This window comes from Kineococcus lubricus (genome assembly GCF_050871965.1).
Taxonomy (GTDB): Bacteria; Actinomycetota; Actinomycetes; order Actinomycetales; family Kineococcaceae; genus Kineococcus.
Genome location: NZ_JBJLSK010000002.1, coordinates 128,971 through 146,761, shown reverse-complemented (window position 1 = coordinate 146,761; position 17,791 = coordinate 128,971). Strand labels below are relative to the sequence as shown.

Below are 17,791 nucleotides of genomic sequence, written 5' to 3'. Positions count from 1 at the left end.
GGCGTGGGGGTTTCCTTGATCACGGCGGGGTCAGGCTTCGAGGACGGCCTCGACGTCGAGCTCGAGGTCGACCTTGTCCGACACGACGAGGCCGCCGTTGTCGAGGCGGGCGTCGAACTCGACGCCGAAGTCGCGGCGGTTGATCTGCCCCTTGGCGGAGAAGCCGGCGCGGGTGCCGCCGTAGGCGTCGGGCCCGAACCCGGAGACCTCGACGGTGAGGGTGACGGGGCGGGTGACGCCCTTGAGGGTCAGGTCCCCGGTGAGGACGAAGTCGTCGCCGTCGTGGTGCAGGGAGGTGGAGCGGAACGAGGCGTGCGGGTGGGCCTCGACCTCGAAGAAGTCGCCGCTCTTGAGGTGGCCGTCGCGCTGCTCGTTGAAGGTCGTGATGGTGGTGACGTCGACCTCGGCGGTCACGGAGGAGGCGCCGGGGTCGTCGCTGGTGACGATCTGCCCGGAGACGGTGCCGAGGCGGCCGCGGACCTTGCTGACGGCCATGTGGCGGACGGTGAAGGACACCTCGGAGTGGCTGGCGTCGATGGTCCAGGTGCCGGCCCGGTACCCGGGGACCAGGGGCAGCGCGGTCGGGACCGCGTCGCGGGTGATCGTGGTGGTGTCCTCGTTCTTCTTGCCGCCGAACCAGCCCATGGTGACCTCCGTAGATGTTTGCAGCTTCAACTGCTCACCTCGAAGGTACGCCGAAGTCTTTCAAAGTGCAACTACCTCGTCAGACGACCGTGCCCCGCTCGAAGAACCACGTCACGACCAGCGCGCCGGGGTCCACCACGCCGTCGACGACGGTGTGCCGGGTCCCGTTAGCCGCCGCCCGGTACGCCGCGTGCAGCGCCGCGACCGCCGGCACCCCCGCCACGTCCGCACCCTCCAGCGCCTCGGCCGCCGGGGCCAGCGCGTCCACCAGCGAGCCCGCCCCCGGCGAGGGGGCACCCGCCCGCTGGACCGCGACCAGCCCGTCCCGCACCGCCTCCGCCAGCTGGTGCGTCCCCGCCGCCTCCTCGCAGGTGCGCGCGAGCTCGGAGAACCACGGCGCCAGCAGCGCCGGCACCCCCGCGACCCCGGCGAAACCCGTCGCGACGGCCGTGAAGACGTCCCCGGTCCGCTGCGGTTCGCGCCCCCGCAGGATCTCGTCGACCGCGCCCGCGCCCCGTTCCATCTCCGCGCCCAACCCGTGCAGCTCGACGGTCCGGGTGCGCAGCTGGTGCTCGAAACCCCGCCACCAGGTCAGGACCCGGCGCAGGTCCAGGTCGGCGGCCCGCGTCCCGGCCAGGGGCACGACCCGGCGCCCGGCCTCGCGCAGTTCCAGCTCGTCCAGGGAGACCGACGTCCCGGCCGGTGCCGTCGCACCACCGCGCGCCGTCGTGGTCACTCGTCGCCTCACGGCTCACCACCACCTCATCGTCGAGGAACGTCGTCGCTACGGGCGGGGCCGACGTCGCACCCCGTCCTCCGGAGCCTCGCACGGGGGCAGGGTGATCGCCAGACGTAGGGTGACGGCGTGACCGTGCTGCTGCGCAGGCCCACCGAGTCGGACTGGGAACGCTGGCGCGACCTGCGGTTGCGCATGCTCGCCGACACCCCGCACGCCTTCGCCGAGAGCCTGGCGACGGCCCGGGACCACACCGAGGAGGTGTGGCGCGCGCGGTGCCGGCGGATGGAGGACCCGGGCAGTTTCACCGTCGTCGCGGTCGAGCAGCCGACGGGCCGCTGGGTGGGGACGATGGGGGCGTTCACCGACCCCGTGCGGGGGGTTTTCCTGGTGTCCGTCTACGTCGACCCCGCGCACCGCGGCGGGGGTCTGGCGGACCGGTTGCTGGCGGAGGTGTCCCGCTGGGCCAGAACCCGTCCCGGCGCGACCGGGTTGTCGCTGCACGTCCACGAGGACAACCACCGCGCGCAGGCGTTCTACCGCCGCCGGGGTTTCGTCGACACCGGGCTGCGGACCCCCTACGGCCTGGACCCGACGCGGCAGGAACTCCAGATGCGCGTGACGTTCGGTGAACCCGGCCCCTGACTCGACGCGCGCTCGGGGGCGCGGGTCCACCCGGAGCCGGGAACTCCCGGCGGGTCGGGGCGTCCGCGTTCCGCGGCGTCGGCGACGTGGTGTCGCGGTCGTCCGCCGGGGAACCGCTGCGCGGGAACCGCTCGAGGACGCGGGGGAGTTCGACGTCCTGCTGGTCCCCGTCGGCGGCGGGCTGATCGCGGGCGGGCGGGCGGGGGAGCGGGTGCCGGTCGAGGCGGTCCCGGAGCCGTCGGGGCCTGGGCGCCGGCCGGGGGGTCGGGGCGGTGGCGGCGGATCGGCGCGGTGCTGTCCGGCGGCGACGTCGGCGCGGCGCGTTCCCGGGAGCTGACGTCCCCGGGCCAGCCGTTCGCCACCTTCTAGATGATTACGCAGAGTAGTTTCTAGACTACCAATTTGCCGCTCAAGCGTGCTGGAATGTCCGCCGATGTTCGGGTAGTCGGTGACGCTCCGTCTCGACGAACGACCGAGAAGGAGTCCACCGTGACCAAGCCCCGTTCGCTCGCCGCCGTCCTCGTCGCCGGCGCGATGCTCTTCGGCGGCGCCGCGCTCGCCCCGGCCGCCTCCGCCGCCGTGCCGGCCACCGGGACCACGGTGAAGATCACCACGACCGTCAAGGCCGGCGCGACCACGAAGACCACCACGCCCAAGACCGACGGCCACCTGCGCTCGGTCAGCACCGGCCACCTCCGCTCGGTCAGCGCCGGCCACCTGCGCTGACACGCCCGCGGCCCCCTGAGCCGCGGTCACCCACCGCGGCGGGGCACGATGGGGGCATGGCCCGGATCGAGGACTACGCGCTCATCGGTGATCTGCACACCGCGGCGCTGATCGACCGCACCGGCTCGATCGACTGGCTGTGCTTCCCGAGGTTCGACTCCCCGGCGTGCTTCGCGGCCCTGCTCGACACGCCGGACGCGGGGCACTGGCGGCTCGGCCCCAGCGGCGGGGCGACGTGCAGCCGCCGCCGCTACCGGGGCAGCTCGCTGATCCTCGAGACGGAGTGGGACACCCCCGACGGCACCGTCCGCGTCACCGACTTCATGCCGCCGCGCGGCCACCACCCCGACGTCATCCGCGTCGTGGAGGGCCTCGAGGGCGAGGTCCGCATGAGCTCCGAGCTCGCCCTCCGCTTCGACTACGGGTCGATCGTGCCGTGGGTCCGCCGGCGCGGGGACGAGCTCGAAGCGGTCGCCGGGCCGGACTCGGTCTGGTTCTGGTCCACCGCGGACATCCAGGGCCGCGACCTCACCTCCGTCTCCGACTTCGTCGTCCGCGAGGGCGAGCAGGTCCCGTTCGTCCTCACCTGGGGCAAGAGCCACGAGCCGATGCCGCACCGCCCCGACCCCTTCCACGCCCTGCAGGACACCGTCGAGTTCTGGGACGAGTGGAACCGCACGGACACCGTCGAGGGCCGGTGGGAGGAAGCGGTCACCCGTTCCCTCGTCGTGCTCAAGGCCATGACGTACGCCCCCACGGGGGGGATAGTGGCCGCGGTGACCACCTCGCTGCCCGAGGAGCTCGGCGGCACCCGCAACTGGGACTACCGCTACTGCTGGCTGCGCGACGCGACCTACACGCTGCAGGCGATGCTGCTCTCGGGCCACGTCGAGGAGGCCGGGGCCTGGCGGGACTGGCTGCTGCGCACCGTGGCCGGCGACCCCGGCGACCTGCAGATCATGTACGGGCTCGACGGCACCCGGCGCCTGCCGGAGATGGAACTGCCCTGGCTCAAGGGCTACGAGGGTTCCTCCCCGGTACGCATCGGCAACGAGGCCGCCGGTCAGCTCCAGCTCGACGTGTGGGGCGAGGTCCTCGACTCCCTGTTCCTGGCCCGGCAGGCCGGCCTGGAACGCGAGGACGACTCCTGGAACCTGCAGAAGGCCCTCATGCACCACCTGGAGGCCCGCTGGCAGGAACCCGACAACGGGTTGTGGGAGATGCGCGGACCCCGCCGGCACTTCACCCACTCCAAGGTGATGGCCTGGGTCGCCGCGGACCGCATGGTCCGCAGCGTCGAGGAGTTCGGGCTGCCCGGCCCCGTGCAGCGCTGGCGCCGCGTGCGCGACGAGATCCGCGCCGACGTCCTGGCCCACGGCGTCTCACCCACCACCGGGACGTTCACCCAGTCGTACGGCTCGGACAACCTCGACGCGAGCCTGCTGCTCATCCCGCGCGTGGGTTTCCTGCCCTTCGACGACCCGCGGGTCGTCGCCACCGTCGAGGCGATCCAGCGCGACCTGACCCAGGACGGCCTCGTGATGCGTTACCGCACCGAGGAGTCCGCGGACGGGCTCCCCGGGTCCGAGGGCGTGTTCCTGGCCTGCTCGTTCGGGCTCGTCGACGCCCTGCACGGCATCGGCCGCACCGCCGAGGCGCGGGCGCTGTTCGAGCGGCTGCTGTCGCTGCGCAACGACGTCGGCCTGCTCGCCGAGGAGTACGACCCGGTGTCCCGCAGGCAGCTGGGGAACTTCCCGCAGGCGTTCAGCCACTTCCCCCTCGTCGTCGCCGCCCACCACCTCAGCAACGGCGGCGGCGAACGCAGCGACGACGCCGAGGTCCACGACGGCTGAGCCGGCGGGTCAGCCGACGGACACGTCCACCCGGTCGGGGTAGAACGCGACGTGCCCGGCGATCGGCGCCACCGCCGGGGAGGCGCCGGGGTAACCCCACACGCTGTCGGGCAGTTCCCGGCCGCCCGCGGTGAGCGTCCAGTACGACGCCTCACCCTTGTACGGGCACCACGTCCGCGTCCCGGTCGGCCGCAGGAACCGCTCGTCGACGTCGGCGAGCGGGACGTACTGCACGGGCGGGTACGTCGACTCCCGCAGGGTCAGCGCCGACGACGTGCGGGCGACGACGACGTCACCGACGCGCACGACGACCTCACCGCCCGTCGGGGTGATCGTGATCGGGTGGTCCGGGCCGGGTTCGCGGTGCTCACGGGTCGTCATGCACGGCGCAACCCCGGCCGCGACCCGCGTCTTCCCCGGCGCTCACCGCAACCCGACCGCGTCGAGGTCCCAGAACACCCGGTCGTGCACGAGCGTCCCCGTCATCCACTCCTCGTACCCGTCGAGCAGCACGACCCCGAACGCGGCCGGCGGGATCCGCAGCGACGGCCGCCGGAACCCCAGCCCGCCGCCGGGCCGGAAACCGCGCCGGGAGCAGTACGCGGGGTCGCCCTCCACGAACAGCGCCGGCCACCCGCGCTCGCGCGCCACCTCGCGCGCGGCCGCGACCAGCGCCGTCCCCACGCCCCGGCGCTGGAACCCCGGCAGCACCGCCAGCGGCGACAGGACACCCACGTCCACCAGCCGCGGCGGGGCGTCCAGCAGGTTGCGGCCCACCACCACGTGCCCCACGACGGTCCCGCCCACCTCGGCGACCAGCGAGGCCGGGCCCCCCGCGCGCAGCGCGTCCGCGACGGCGGCGACGTGGTCGCCGTCGTCCCCGAACGCGGCGCGGTGGACGGCGCGGACGGCGTCGTGGTCGGCGGGGGACTCGGCACGGATCAGCACCCGCCGATCCCAGCAGCCCGGGCACCCGGTCCGCCACGGGGTTCCCGGCGGGCACCGGCGTCCCGCCCGGTCGTGGACCGCACCCACCACGTTCGTGGCCCACGGAGGGGCGCTCGACGACTGGTCGGAGCGCCGCAGAGCGCTCGGTCTGGACGGACGCGACGAGATCTGGAACGGGATCTACCACGTGACACCCCACGCTCACGCCAGCCGCGCACGGTTGGCGACCCGGCTCGTCGCAGCCCTCCACGAGCGGGCAGCGGATCGGGCTCTCGAGGGACTGACCGGGTTCGACCCGGGCGTGGAGCACGACTTCCGCGTGCCCGGCCTCGGCTTCGTCCCGGCGGGCGAGGACCTGGGGCTCTACGTCCCGACCGCCCGCGTCGTGGTGGAGATCGTCTCCCCGGACGACGCGAGCCGGGCGAAGGTGCCGTTCCACCTCGCGCGCGGTGTCCGCGAGGTCTGGCTGGTCGACCCCGGGCAGCGCACGGTCGAGATCGTCGGCGGCGACGGTCCCGGCGCGAGCGGGGAACCGGGCCCGGAGGCGGCGGAGGTGGCGCAGCTCCTCGGCTGGTGACCCGGCGCCCCGGCAGGATGGCCGGGTGAGGTCCCCCACCGCTTCCCGCGCCTGGCACGCCGTCCTCGCCGTCGTCGTCGCGGCCTGCCTCGCCGCGCAGGCGGTGCTGCTGCTCGACGGGGGCGCCGACGCGAACTCCGGGGAGTCCGGGCCCGTCCCCCTCGGGACGCGGTTCGTGCGCTTCCTCAGCTTCTTCACCGTGCAGAGCAACCTGCTCGTCCTGCTCACCGCCGTCACCCTCGCGGCCGACCCCGCCCGCGACGGGCGCCTGTGGCGGGTCCTGCGGCTGGACGCGCTGCTCGGCATCACCGTCACCGGCCTGGTGTTCGGCGCGGTCCTGGCCCCCCACCTGCACCCCACGGGGGTCGCCTGGTGGATCAACGCGGGGTTCCACTACGTCTCCCCGGTGATGGCCGTCGTGGGCTGGCTGCTGTTCGGCCCGCGCCCGCGCGGCGGCGGGCGGGTCGTGGCGTGGGCGCTGGTGTGGCCGCTGGCGTGGGTCGCGTGCACGTTCGTGCGCGGAGCCGTCACCGGCTGGTACCCGTACCCGTTCCTCGACGCGGGCGAGCTGGGGTTCTGGCCGGCGTCGAGGAACACCGGGATCGTCGTCGTGCTGTCGGTGCTGCTGCTCGTCGTGTTCCACCGGCTGGACCGCTCGATGCGGCCGGTTCCCGCCCCGCCCGGCCGGTGACACCGCCCGGCGTGCAGGGCGACGGGTGTCGATCAAGAATCCGTGCATGGCCGACCGTCGCGTCCCGACCCTCTGCGCCGCCCTCGCCCTCACCCTGACCGCCTGCTCGACCGCGTCGAGCGTCGAACCCCCCGCCGCCACCTCGACCACCGTCACCACCACCGCCACTCCCGCCGAGCCGCTGCCCGGGCCGGTGCGCACCGCGCTCGACGCCGTCGTCGCCGCCGGAGCAGTCGGCGCCGTCCTGGAGGTCCGCGACGGCGACCGCACCTGGACCGGGACCGCGGGAACCCTCGGCCCGGCGGGCGGCCCCGGCGCCGACCGCGCCCCCGCCGTCGACGCCCCCACCCGGGTCGCGAGCGTCACGAAGTCGATGGTCGCGACCGTCGTCGTGCAGCTCGCCGAGGACGGCGAGTTCGGCCTCGACGACCCGGTGGACGCCGTGCTGCCCGGCGTCCTGCCCGCCGACCGCGGGATCACCGTGCGCCAGCTGCTCGACCACACCAGCGGCCTGCCGTCGGTCGGGTGGGACTCGTCCTCCGCGCAGGCGCTCGTCGCGTCGGTGCGTCGCACCTGGACTCCGCGGGAACGGGTCGACGCCGCCCTCGCCCTGCCCTGGACCGGCGAGCCGGGAGCGGCGTTCTCCTACTCCAACGAGAACTACGTCGTCCTGGGGATGCTCGTCGAGCACGTCACCGGTGACGACCTCGGCGCGGTCCTGCGCGAGCGCGTGTTCGAACCCGCCGGGATGACGGGCACCACCTACCCCGACGACCCCTCGATGCCGGCCGGCGCCCTGCGCGGCTACCAGTTCCCCGACACCGGCCCCGGACCCGGAGGGTTCGACACCACCGAGCAGGAACCCTCCGCGTGGGGCGCGGGTGCCGCCGTCGTCTCCACCGCGCCCGACCTCAACGCCTTCTTCCGCGCCCTGTTCACCGGGGAGCTCGTCTCCCCCGAGGGCGTCGCGCAGATGGAGGCGATCGGGGCCGAGGGGTACGGCCTCGGCCTGCTCGCCGGCGGCGACCCGTGCGGGACGTTCCCCCCGCCGCAGGGGCAGGCCCCCGCGCTCGTCTTCGGCCAGCGCGGCAACGGCGTCGGGTACCGCGCGCTGGCGCTGTCCTCCCCCGACGGGCAGCGGCAGGCGTCGCTCGTGTGGACGGGCGCCGCCGTCGACCCCGCCACCGACCCCGTGGCGACGCCGGCGAACGCGGCCGTCGTCGCCGGGCTCGCCGCCACCTGCGGGTGAGCGTCGGGGGTCCACGCGCCCGGTCCGGCCCTACCGTCGGTGCGTGGCCTGGAACTACCCGTCGGAACTCGCGGTCGCCCCGGGGGTGCGCCTGCGCCTGTCCCGTCCCGCCGACGCGGGGACCATCACCGGCTGGCTCGGCGACGAACGGGTGCACCGGGGGTGGGGCGGTGCGCCCGTGCCGCTGGCGGAGGTGCAGGCGAAGTACACCGGGGCGCGGCTGCCCGACGTCGTCGTCCACCTCGTGGAGACCGCGGCCGGGCCGGTCGGGCTGGTCCAGGCGTGGCGCGACGGCGACCGGTGCGGACTGGACATGTTCCTCGCCGCGCACGCGCAGGGCCGCGGCCTGGGACCGGTGGTGGCCCGGGCGCTGGCGGCGGAACTGACCCGTCGCGGCTGGCGGGGGCTCACGGTGGACCCGGCCGCCGACGACGTGCGCGCCGTGCGGGCCTGGCGGCGCGCGGGTTTCGTGCCCACCGGTGACCGGACCGCCGACGGCCGGGGACTGCTGATGGTCTTCGCGGGCGACGTCACGACGGACCCAGGACGTCGGCCAGGAACTCCCGCACCGGGCCCACCGTCGCGCTGACCGCCCCGTCGCGCCCCAGCGAACCCACCAGACCGGGGACCGGCGGCAGGAACAGCGGCGCGTCGGTGAACGTCAGGTGCGAGGCGCCCGGGACCTCCACGACCCGCCCGTCGGGGGAGTCCGCCGTCACCTCCCGCACGGCCCGCGCGTACCCGGCGTCGTTCTGCGGGTTCCCCGTGCCGCGTCCGGCGACCAGGACCAGGACCGGCACGTCGACCCCCGCGGCCCCCCGGGGGAAACCGTCGACGTCGACGACGGCGTCGATCCGGTCGTCCAGCGTCGCGGCGCGCAACGCGGCCGCCCCGCCCAGGGAGTGCCCCGTCGCGGCGACGCGCCCCAGGTCCAGGTGACCGCCCAGCACCGGGTTCGCGGTGTCCTGGCGGGTGAGTTCGTCCAGCGCGGAGACGAGCTGCCGCGCCCGCGCCGTGACCTGGGCCCCGGCGTTCACGTCGTCCCGGGCGTCGTCACCGGTGGCGCCCACCGTGGACCGGACCGCCCGGCCGTCCGGTCCGACGACGACCGCGGAGTCGCACGGGTGGTCGAGGGCGACGACGACGAGGCCGTGGCCGGCGAGGTCGGTGGCCCACGCCGAGTTCTGCCGCCGCACGCCGAGGTTCCCCGGGGAGAACAGCACCACGGGGAACCGGCCCCGCGCCGCCGGGGTCCCCGCGACCGCGCGCCCCCGCCCGACCGCGGCCTCCCGCAGCAGGAACCCCGGGACCCCGAACGTGTCGGCCAGCGCCCCCGCGACCTGCCGGGCCTCGCCCCCGTCCCGCCCCAGGTACGGGGCGGGTTCCCCACCGGGGTCCGCCGCCGGGTACCAGACCTGCGCGACGACCTCGGACACCGGGCAGTCCGCGGTCTGCCCGGACTCCGCCCGCGGGCCCGTCCAGGAGAACTCCGTGACGCCCACCGGGTGCGGGCCGGACGGTCCGGGCAGCCGCAGCGGCGGGAACGCCCACACCGCCGCCGCTCCGGCCGCCACCGCCACCACGCCCACCACCGCGGCGGTCCGCCGCCCGCCGGTGACCAGCGCGAGGAGCGTCACGGCGACGGCCAGCAGCGACGGGACCAGCTGCCAGCGGAACCCGCCGTCGAACCCCGCCACGACCACCCCGGCGAGCGCCACCGCCCCCGCCGTCAGCGCGGCGGCGCGCCGCCTCAGCAGGGAGGACCCCACGCACCCCGCGGCCCCCAGGACCGCCACCCACATCCCCACGTCCGCGACCACGGGACCGAACTGTCCCGGACGGGCCGGGGCGGCACGTCAGGCCACGGGCTGAGGTTCCCCGGCCGCCCGTCCACCGACGGGCCCACCCGCGACCGGTTCGTCCCGCCACGCGTAGTCCATCTGCCGCGCCGTCGCCACGGCCAGGTCGCGCCCGGCCAGCCGTGCCACCAGGTGCAGGGCCAGGTCGAGCGCGGCGCTGATCCCGGCGCTCGTCGCCACGTCCCCGTGGTCGACGTACCGCACGCCCTCCACGACCCGCAGGTGCGGCCAGCGGGCCCGCAGGTCCGCCACGTCCTCCCAGTGGGTCGTGACCTCGCGCTCGTCCAGGAGCCCGGCCGCGGCCAGGACGAACGCGCCCGTGCACACCGACGCCACCACCTCGGCGTGCCCGCGGGCCCGGGCCAGCCAGGTCAGCAGCTCCCGGTCCGCCGCGGCCGCGTCGACCACGCCGCCGGGCACCAGGACCACGTCGCACGCGGGGGCGTCGGCGAGGCGGTGGTCGGCGCCCAGCCGCAGGCCGCCGCGCGCCCGCGCGCCCGGGCCGTCGCCGGTGGCGATGAGGACCACCTCGAACGGGGCGGGCCGTCCGTCGCGCACGGCGACGCGGTTGGCCACCGAGAACACCTCGAAGGGGCCGCACGCGTCGAGCACCTCGACGTCGTCGAACAGGACGAGGCCGACGCGGCGCGCGGGGGCAGCGGGGGAGGTCATGCGTGCAGGGTGCCCGGCACCGGCGCCCCGCCGACAGGGGCGAGGAGGTCAGGGTCCGCCCACTTCCTGCCACCGGTGCGGCCCGGGGCGCCCCGCGCGGCCCGCCGTCGCGGGACCTAAGCTGCCTGGGCAGACGAGAGGAGCACCCGTGACCCTGCTCGAACGGATCAGGTCCCCCCGAGACCTGGACGGGCTCACCCAGGCGCAGCTGGTCGACCTGGCGGCCGAGATCCGGCGGTTCCTCGTCGCGGAGGTCGCCAAGACCGGTGGGCACCTGGGGCCCAACCTCGGCGTCGTGGAGCTGACCCTCGCCCTGCACCGCGTCTTCGACTCCCCGCACGACCCGTTCATCTTCGACACCGGCCACCAGTCCTACGTGCACAAGCTGCTCACCGGCCGGCAGGACTTCTCGCGGTTGCGCGAGCGCGGTGGCCTGGCCGGGTACCCGCAGCGCGCCGAGTCCGAGCACGACATCGTCGAGTCCTCGCACGCCTCGGCGTCCCTGTCGTGGGCCGACGGCATCTCCCGCGCCTTCCAGCTCAGCGGGCAGTCCGACCGCACGGTCGTCGCGGTGGTCGGCGACGGGGCCCTGACGGGGGGCATGACGTGGGAGGCGCTGAACAACATCTCCCACGACAACGACCGGCGCCTGATCATCGTCGTCAACGACAACGGCCGCTCCTACGGCGCCACCATCGGCGGCATGGCCCGGTTCCTCAGCACCGTCCGCACGCGCCGCGAGTACCGGGAGCTGCACGAGAAGAGCCAGGCCGCGGCCGCGCGCTTCGGCGGACCCGGGCGGGCGGTGTACCGGGGCCTGCGCGGCGGGATGCGCGGGTTCCTGGCCCGGTTCACCGACAACGAGGCGCTGTACTCCAACCTCGACATCAAGTACGTCGGGCCCGTCGACGGGCACGACCAGGAGGCGCTGGAGCAGGCGCTGCGGCAGGCCCGCGACTACGGCACGCCCGTCCTGGTCCACGCCATCACCGAGAAGGGCCACGGTTTCGAACCGGCCCTGCGCGACCAGGCCGACCAGTTCCACGCCGTGGGGCGCATCGACCCCACCACCGGCGAACCGCTGGAGGCCAGTTCGGGCCGCTCGTGGACCTCGGTGTTCTCCGACGAGCTCGTCGAGCTGGCCGAGCAGAACCCCCGCCTGGTCGCGATCACGGCGGCCATGTTGCGGCCCACCGGGTTGCACGCCTTCGCCGAGCGCCACCCCGACCGGGTGCTCGACGTCGGGATCGCCGAGCAGCACGCCGTGACGAGCGCCGCGGGCCTGGCCTACGGCGGTCTGCACCCCGTCGTCGCGCTCTACGCGACGTTCCTGAACCGCGCCTTCGACCAGGTCCTCATGGACGTCGCGCTGCACCGGGCCGGGGTCACGTTCGTCCTCGACCGCGCCGGCGTGACCGGCCCGGACGGGCCCAGCCACCACGGCATGTGGGACCTGGCGCTGCTGCAGGTGGTCCCCGGCATCCGCATCGCGGCGCCCCGCGACGCCGCGACGTTGCGCGAGGAACTGGCCGAGGCGGTCGCCGTGGACGACGCCCCCACCGTGCTGCGCTGGCCCAAGGGGTCCGTCGGCGACGACGTCCCCGCCGAGCGCCGGCTGCCCGACGGCGTCGACGTGCTCCGGGACGCCCCCGAGGACGGCCGGGACGTGCTGCTGGTGGCCGTCGGCGCGCTCGCGACGACGGCCCTGGAGGTCGCGGCCCTGCTGGCGGCGCAGGGCATCGGCGCGACGGTCGTCGACCCCCGCTGGGTGGTCCCGGTCCCGGCCTCGCTCGTGGAGCTGTCCCGCGAGCACCGGCTCGTCGTCACCCTGGAGGACGGCGTGCGGGTCGGTGGCGTGGGCACGCGGCTGCGGCAGGACCTGCGCGCCGCCGACGTCGACACCGGGGTCACCGAGCTCGGCCTGCCGGACCGGTTCCTCGACCACGCCTCGCGCGCGGAGATCCTGCGCGACGCGGGGCTGGACCCGCAGTCCATCGCCCACCGGATCATCGACCAGGTCATCGGGACGCGGCTGCCGCAGGCGCGGCCCCTGCGGGACCCCGCGCCCTCGTGGACCGACCTGGGGGACTGACCCCGCAGGTGGGGGCGCGGTCGGCGTTGCCGTGCGACGTGGTCCGGGCACTCGGAGCGCTGGTCCCCGGCGACGGGATCGCTGAGGGGTTCGGTGCGGGAGGTCGCAGCGGCGGCGACTCGCTGCACCACGCGTGGGTGCCGGTGACGGAGGTCAGGCTGCGGCTGGTGACCGGCGCCCCGGTCCTGCGGCTACCACCGCGAGCGGTCGCCGGCCGTCGCGAGGTGCTGGCCGTCCCGGGGCGGGACGGCGAACCGTCCTTCGACGTGGACGAGCGCGGGAGGCCGTCGACGTCGGCGTTCGCCGTCTTCCACCTGCCGCCGGACCTGGACTGGCGGCACGCCGCCGGCTGGTCCGTGCTGGACTCCGAGCTCACCTCCCTCTACGGGCAACTGCCGCCGGACGACCGACCGTGGCCGCGGTCGACGGTCCACCGCCGGCACGCGCCGGACCACCCGGGCGACTCCACGGTCCTCGAGGTCGACGGGACCCGCGTCGGCGTCCAGGTGGACCGCAGCGGAGCGGTCGGCGTGCGGTGGTCGCTGCGCCGGCCCTCCCGCGGCACGAGCCGGGTGTGGGACCTGACGCTGCTGACCCGGGGGTCCGCGGTGGCGGTCGTGCAGGACGTGCGGGAGGCCGGCCTGCTGGGCTGAGGGGTCGCCGCGCCACCGGATCAGCCGTCGGATCACCCGTAGTGGGGCGGTTCCTCGTCGAGGTCCAGCTTCACCACGTCCAGGTCCGGGTGGTCCAGCAGTTCCCGGACCGCCGCGCGGGAGCTGCCGATCGTGGCGTAGTGCGGGTCGACGTCCTTCGTGAGGCACCACGCGCGGTCCCGCGGCCACGTGAACGCCGGGTCGGGTCCGGGCCACGGGTGGGGCGGCGGGTTGAGCACCCGGCTCCACTCCCGCCCGTCGCCGAGGTCGGACACGGCGCCCTGGAAGAGGAGGTACTCGCGGTTCGGGACCTCGATGCGCGGGGTCGTCCGGTCGGTCGGCACGAGGCCCCAGCCGTCCCAGACGGCGAAGAAGCACTCGTCGGGGGTGGTGGTGTACGCGGCGAGGACCGTCAGAGCCGTCCGCATCCGGTCGTTCTCGCTGGGCGCGTCCGGGCCCGGGTCGACGTCGACGTCACCCTCGCCCTGTCCGGGGTGGGTGGGGTCGGGGATGAAGCGGAGCCGGGCGTACGCGGGAAGACCGGCCGGGCCTGTGCTGACCAGCCGGTGCCAGGGCCGGGTGCTCCCGGTGATCCAGTCGGCGACGGAGGGGGTGCGGCAGGCGGACAGGCTCACCCGTCCACCCTGCCGCACCGGCGCGCGGGTGGTCAGCGCTGCGCGGGCAGGTCCAGCGGGCGCTTGTAGTAGCCCCAGGGGAACGTCATGGTCTTGACCAGCGTCCAGCCCTCGGCTTCCAGGCGGCGGCGCGCGCCGGGGGTCCAGGGCTGGCGGTGGTGCTCCCACTGGGTGTCGGAGGCTTCCACGACGTGGAAGAGGGTGCCGTAGTCCACGACGTGCCAGCCGCGGCGGCCGCGCTCGGCCAGGACGGCCATCTCCTCCAGGGAGGTGATGGGGGACAGCACCTCGCGCTCGCGGGTGCCCGCGTCGCCGGGGGCCGGGTCGGGGCGGGTGGGGGTGCCGAAGCGTTGCTGCGCAGCCTGTTTGCTGACGCCGAGGAGGGTGCCGAGGGTGTCCCAGCGGTGCCCGGCGCTGCGGGCGCCGGCGACGGCCTCGCGCAGCAGCCGGGAGGTCTCCTCCGCCGCGACGCGGGTCGCGGCGACCAGGCGCAGCGCGGCGTCGGGGTCGTCGCCCAGGGTGTCGCGCAGGCCGGTGGGGGTGGACAGGACCGCTTCGGCGACGGCTTCGCGCAGCGCGCGGACCTCGTCCTCGGTCAGCGCGGTGGTGCTGGGGGCGACGCTGCTCACCGCTGCTCACCGCGGGAGGTGGCGGGGCCGAGGGGTTCGAGGGCGTCGAGGGTCGCGGCGTCCTGCTGGGCGCGGCGGGCGGCGTCGATCCGCCGCACGCCGAGGAGCAGCAGCACCACGGCGAGGAGGGCGCCGGTGGCGAGGCCCGCCACGAAGGGCCAGTCGGGCCGCTCGCCGCTGTCGCCGCCCCACAGGGCGACGCCGACGCAGACCAGCGCCGGTGCGGCCAGGGTGAGGACGAGGGTGCGGCGCTGGCGCTGCTGGGTGGGGGTGGTGCCGGGAGGAGCGGTCATGTCGTCAAGGTTGCCTTGACGCTCAGGGTGCTGTCAAGGCGGCCTTGACACCCAGCGCCCGGCAGCGACCGGACCTGCTCCGGCGGGGTGAGGCCGCGAGGAGACGGCGAAGTCGACGCGACAGGAGTGCGCACGAGGTCATGGCGGTTGCGGCGGTCGAGCTCGGCCACCGCCGACGTGACCGACGACGCCCTGAGCGCCTCAACACCTTCAACGTCCCGACCAGGCAAGTGATCAGGCTACTGCCGGTCGGTGTCCAGTGCCTCAATCGTGATCGACTGCGGCACCCCGTCGTCGCCTGCGAATGCACGACACGGCACTCAGCGGTGCGCGTTGTTAGACCGGGAACACCAGTGGGCAGAAGTCGGGAGGATTCTGAGGATCCGGTGCATCGGGAGGTCTGGGCGGGCCATCGAGTCCCCAGGTGACGACCGGACAGGGCCCCAGCACTAGGGGGACACCCTCGACGGGTTCGAGCACGAACTCGAGGGGAAGTACCAGGGGGCAGATGTCGCCAGGCGGTCGGGGAGTGGGGTCGGGCGGCGTCCCGGAGTCGGGGCCAGGCGTGATCGAAGGGCATGTCCCAGGATCAGGTTGAACTGGGCCGGGTACGGGGAGAACGTTCACGGCGCAGGCATCCAAGGCGCAGGCGTTCGCTATGCACGCGTCGACCACGCACGCTTGCCCGGCACATCCATTGGCCGCGCAAGCATCGACCCCGCAACCGTTGGCTCCACAGCCGTCCACTCCGCACGTCTGCGAGTAGCAGGCGTCGCCACCGCAATGATCGACAGGACAGAAGTCCGCCATGCAAGCGTCTCCGCCGCAACCGTTGGAGCCACAAACGTCCGCTGCGCACCCATCGCCGTTGCAGCCCTGGGCTCCACAGCCGTCCACTCCGCACCCGTTGCCGTTGCAGCCGTCGGCCCCGCAGGTGTCTTCGCCGCAAGCTGCTCTCGAACCTCCACCGAGCCGTCTTCCTGAGGTGAACTGTGGAGGTAGGATGAAGCGCACCGATTCACGCCCTCGAAAGGGGCAGGAGTGAGGTCCCCGCTCCCGGTGGAGGCGGAACAGGTTGTTCATCGCACAGATGCGTCGGGTCGATGTGAGCAGCTTCGAGGTCGTAGTCAGCTCGCGTTATGACCCGTTGGTTCAGTGCGAGGAGGAGCAACCGTTCGGCGAGCTGGTACTTCCATGACGGACATGGCAGCACCGCCGCCTCTCCCATGGTTTGCGAGGGATTGATGAACTTGTGTGCACATGATCCCGCGCAGTACGGAAGGATTCGACAGGACCGGCAGGTTTCGTTGTCGAAGGGGCTCCACTGCAACCAGCGCTTCGCCAGTGGGGAGCGGTTCACCGCGTCGGACGGCCCGTCGAAGACGGTGCCGATCCTGTGTGCAGGCATGGACACAGTGTCCCAGCACTTGTGGACATCGCCCGAGGGGGTGAGCACGAAACCGTTCGACCGCACCGCACCGCATAGCCCCCTGAAACGGGTAGGGCTTGACAATCGGCTCAACCCGCGCTCGAAGGCGTAAACTTGGAGCCGAGTTTCCAGGCTGGCGTAGCTGTTCTTGGTCATCGTCATCGAAGAAACTCCGTGGCAACCTTCTGTGATCGCTTCCACGGGTGCGAAGTAGATCGAGAACTGCTCGTTGTCCGCTAGGCCTTCGTCGACGAGCGCGTCGATGAGGCCGAATATCTCGCCCTGGTTTCTCGAGTCGATGTTGATCCGCACCGCGATGCGCAAATCAGTCTCCCGGATGGCGGCCTTCATGTTGTCGACGATGCGCTGGAAAGTCGGACGACCACTCAAGAGCATGCGTCGTCGGTTGTGGTAATCGGCGGCCCCGTCAAGTGTCACCTGGGCGAGCCTGACGCGACGGCTGGTCAGTGCTTCGGCCACTCGGGCCGTCAGGCTGTAACCGTTGGTGACGATCATGGCGTCGTACTGGATGCCTCTGTTCGCGCACTCGGTCATCAACTCGTCTGAGAGGGACTCGATTGTGGGCATGGCCATGAGAGGCTCACCGCCGTACCAGGCGACGTGCAACTCACGTACTGTGCTCAACTTCGACGACAAGAACGGCACGATGGCCGCCTCGACGTCCTTCGACATCCTTCCCGTCGGTTTGTCCTTTCCCTGGAAGCAGTAGTCGCACCCGAAGTTGCAGGCCAGGGTCGGCGCCACCGTGAGCACCATTCGTGTCGGATCGACTCGGCGACTCTCGAACTGGAGGCGCAACTCCTCGACTTCGTCCAACCGCTCTTCGACTATGAACCCGCCGTACAGCAGGGCACGCCGCACGTCTTGAGGTAGCCGGACCTCATCAGACTGCAGCGCTTCGACTACGGGTCCGCCATCCTCCGCTTCCAACAGCAGAAGCGCTCCTGATGCAGTGTTATGGAGCAGGCTCCGCCCGTCCTTGAGTGGAACCCAGACGTTGTACCGAGACGGCTTGACCGTCGGGAGATCACGCACGTCCGTCGCCTCCTCGCGAGGACGGACTTTTCCTGGTCGACTTCTTCGTCGACCGCGGGCTCGCCATAATCTCGGTGCGAGCACTCTCTAACTCACTGATGACCGCGGGGAGCGACGTGAGGATGGCCTCTTGGCCTTCTCGGATCATCCGCTGCATTGCGGGCGATTCAGCGTCGCGCCGTTCCCCTATGGTGCGCCGCACAGCATCTATCGCTGCTTCTACTTCACGTGGACTGCTGCGACTCGATCGGGGTAGTTGGGCGAAGAGCTGAGAAATGACTTGAACGAACTGCCCGACCGTCAGCTCGTTCAGTCTGGTCTCGGCTTCCACGCCCTCCACGTTGAGGACGACTTCATTCCGCACTTCTCGTTCTTCACTAGGCATGACGGCTCCCGGGAGGTG

General features: G+C 73.4%; 20 protein-coding genes. 9 read left to right on the top strand and 11 right to left on the bottom strand.

What is annotated here, in order from left to right:
• Nucleotides 1–30: 30 nt before the first annotated feature.
• Both ACRYRX_RS02000 and ACRYRX_RS01995 read right to left on the bottom strand, forming a co-directional pair.
• The gene (locus ACRYRX_RS02000; RefSeq protein WP_432510250.1) at nucleotides 31–645 is read right to left on the bottom strand and encodes a YceI family protein; all 615 of its coding nucleotides are present in this window, start codon (nucleotides 643–645) and stop codon (nucleotides 31–33) included.
• A 79-nt stretch (nucleotides 646–724) separates the two neighbouring features.
• Nucleotides 725–1,393, bottom strand: a complete 669-nt coding sequence (locus tag ACRYRX_RS01995) for a DAK2 domain-containing protein (protein WP_432510120.1) — start codon at nucleotides 1,391–1,393, stop codon at nucleotides 725–727.
• Between the two features lie 117 nt (nucleotides 1,394–1,510).
• Here ACRYRX_RS01995 and ACRYRX_RS01990 point away from each other — a divergent pair, with 117 nt between their 5' ends.
• The 3 genes from ACRYRX_RS01990 to ACRYRX_RS01980 all read left to right on the top strand — a co-directional run bounded on the left by ACRYRX_RS01990 (nucleotide 1,511) and on the right by ACRYRX_RS01980 (nucleotide 4,605).
• On the top strand, nucleotides 1,511–2,026 hold the full coding sequence (locus tag ACRYRX_RS01990) for a GNAT family N-acetyltransferase (RefSeq protein WP_432510119.1): 516 nt from the start codon (nucleotides 1,511–1,513) through the stop codon (nucleotides 2,024–2,026).
• Between the two features lie 489 nt (nucleotides 2,027–2,515).
• Nucleotides 2,516–2,752 carry a hypothetical protein gene (locus ACRYRX_RS01985; RefSeq protein ID WP_432510118.1) on the top strand — a complete coding sequence of 79 codons (237 nt, stop codon included), beginning with the start codon at nucleotides 2,516–2,518 and terminating at the stop codon, nucleotides 2,750–2,752.
• 56 nt (nucleotides 2,753–2,808) lie between these two features.
• Nucleotides 2,809–4,605 (top strand): glycoside hydrolase family 15 protein, encoded by a 1,797-nt coding sequence (locus tag ACRYRX_RS01980; protein WP_432510117.1) that lies wholly within the window; start codon nucleotides 2,809–2,811, stop codon nucleotides 4,603–4,605.
• Between the two features lie 9 nt (nucleotides 4,606–4,614).
• Here the strand turns inward: ACRYRX_RS01980 and ACRYRX_RS01975 are convergent, their stop codons facing one another.
• Together ACRYRX_RS01975 and ACRYRX_RS01970 are read right to left on the bottom strand one after the other, a co-directional pair.
• Nucleotides 4,615–4,986: a DUF427 domain-containing protein gene (locus ACRYRX_RS01975; protein WP_432510116.1), complete on the bottom strand. Its 372-nt coding sequence runs from the start codon at nucleotides 4,984–4,986 to the stop codon at nucleotides 4,615–4,617.
• Between the two features lie 42 nt (nucleotides 4,987–5,028).
• Nucleotides 5,029–5,553, bottom strand: a complete 525-nt coding sequence (locus ACRYRX_RS01970; protein WP_432510115.1) for a GNAT family N-acetyltransferase — start codon at nucleotides 5,551–5,553, stop codon at nucleotides 5,029–5,031.
• 94 nt (nucleotides 5,554–5,647) lie between these two features.
• Between ACRYRX_RS01970 and ACRYRX_RS01965 the strand changes: the two genes are divergently transcribed.
• From ACRYRX_RS01965 to ACRYRX_RS01950, 4 genes are read left to right on the top strand one after another with little or no spacing between them, the layout of a single operon-like run.
• Nucleotides 5,648–6,130, top strand: a complete 483-nt coding sequence (locus tag ACRYRX_RS01965; RefSeq protein ID WP_432510114.1) for a Uma2 family endonuclease — start codon at nucleotides 5,648–5,650, stop codon at nucleotides 6,128–6,130.
• Nucleotides 6,131–6,155: 25 nt separating this feature from the next.
• The gene (locus ACRYRX_RS01960; protein WP_432510113.1) at nucleotides 6,156–6,821 is read left to right on the top strand and encodes a Pr6Pr family membrane protein; all 666 of its coding nucleotides are present in this window, start codon (nucleotides 6,156–6,158) and stop codon (nucleotides 6,819–6,821) included.
• 46 nt (nucleotides 6,822–6,867) lie between these two features.
• Entirely contained in the window at nucleotides 6,868–8,070 is a 1,203-nt protein-coding gene (locus ACRYRX_RS01955; protein ID WP_432510112.1) for a serine hydrolase domain-containing protein, read from the top strand.
• Nucleotides 8,071–8,113: 43 nt separating this feature from the next.
• Complete coding sequence (locus ACRYRX_RS01950; protein ID WP_432510111.1) at nucleotides 8,114–8,659, top strand: GNAT family N-acetyltransferase; 546 nt, start codon at nucleotides 8,114–8,116, stop codon at nucleotides 8,657–8,659.
• Here ACRYRX_RS01950 and ACRYRX_RS01945 read toward each other — a convergent pair.
• Entirely contained in the window at nucleotides 8,601–9,890 is a 1,290-nt protein-coding gene (locus ACRYRX_RS01945; RefSeq protein ID WP_432510110.1) for an alpha/beta hydrolase family protein, read from the bottom strand. The two genes, ACRYRX_RS01950 and ACRYRX_RS01945, sit on opposite strands and share 59 nt — an antisense overlap.
• A 36-nt stretch (nucleotides 9,891–9,926) precedes the next feature.
• On the bottom strand, nucleotides 9,927–10,601 hold the full coding sequence (locus ACRYRX_RS01940) for a DJ-1/PfpI family protein (protein WP_432510109.1): 675 nt from the start codon (nucleotides 10,599–10,601) through the stop codon (nucleotides 9,927–9,929).
• 148 nt (nucleotides 10,602–10,749) lie between these two features.
• Here ACRYRX_RS01940 and dxs point away from each other — a divergent pair, with 148 nt between their 5' ends.
• Together dxs and ACRYRX_RS01930 are read left to right on the top strand one after the other, a co-directional pair.
• Nucleotides 10,750–12,693, top strand: coding sequence for a 1-deoxy-D-xylulose-5-phosphate synthase (gene dxs, locus ACRYRX_RS01935; RefSeq protein WP_432510108.1), 1,944 nt, complete (start codon nucleotides 10,750–10,752; stop codon nucleotides 12,691–12,693).
• Nucleotides 12,694–12,860: 167 nt separating this feature from the next.
• Complete coding sequence (locus ACRYRX_RS01930; protein WP_432510107.1) at nucleotides 12,861–13,346, top strand: hypothetical protein; 486 nt, start codon at nucleotides 12,861–12,863, stop codon at nucleotides 13,344–13,346.
• Between the two features lie 32 nt (nucleotides 13,347–13,378).
• Here the strand turns inward: ACRYRX_RS01930 and ACRYRX_RS01925 are convergent, their stop codons facing one another.
• The 5 genes from ACRYRX_RS01925 to ACRYRX_RS01905 form a co-directional block, all read right to left on the bottom strand.
• A complete protein-coding gene (locus ACRYRX_RS01925; protein ID WP_432510106.1) occupies nucleotides 13,379–13,981 on the bottom strand; it encodes a hypothetical protein in 603 nt (200 codons plus the stop codon).
• Nucleotides 13,982–14,013: 32 nt separating this feature from the next.
• Nucleotides 14,014–14,610 (bottom strand): hypothetical protein, encoded by a 597-nt coding sequence (locus tag ACRYRX_RS01920; protein ID WP_432510105.1) that lies wholly within the window; start codon nucleotides 14,608–14,610, stop codon nucleotides 14,014–14,016.
• The gene (locus ACRYRX_RS01915) at nucleotides 14,607–14,903 is read right to left on the bottom strand and encodes a hypothetical protein (RefSeq protein WP_432510104.1); all 297 of its coding nucleotides are present in this window, start codon (nucleotides 14,901–14,903) and stop codon (nucleotides 14,607–14,609) included. The genes ACRYRX_RS01920 and ACRYRX_RS01915 overlap by 4 nt, the downstream gene beginning before the upstream one ends.
• A gap of 336 nt (nucleotides 14,904–15,239) precedes the next feature.
• Nucleotides 15,240–15,713: a Cys-every-fifth RiPP peptide CefA gene (locus tag ACRYRX_RS01910; protein ID WP_432510103.1), complete on the bottom strand. Its 474-nt coding sequence runs from the start codon at nucleotides 15,711–15,713 to the stop codon at nucleotides 15,240–15,242.
• 208 nt (nucleotides 15,714–15,921) lie between these two features.
• Entirely contained in the window at nucleotides 15,922–17,388 is a 1,467-nt protein-coding gene (locus tag ACRYRX_RS01905; protein ID WP_432510102.1) for a TIGR04463 family radical SAM/SPASM RiPP maturase, read from the bottom strand.
• Nucleotides 17,389–17,791: the final 403 nt, after the last annotated feature.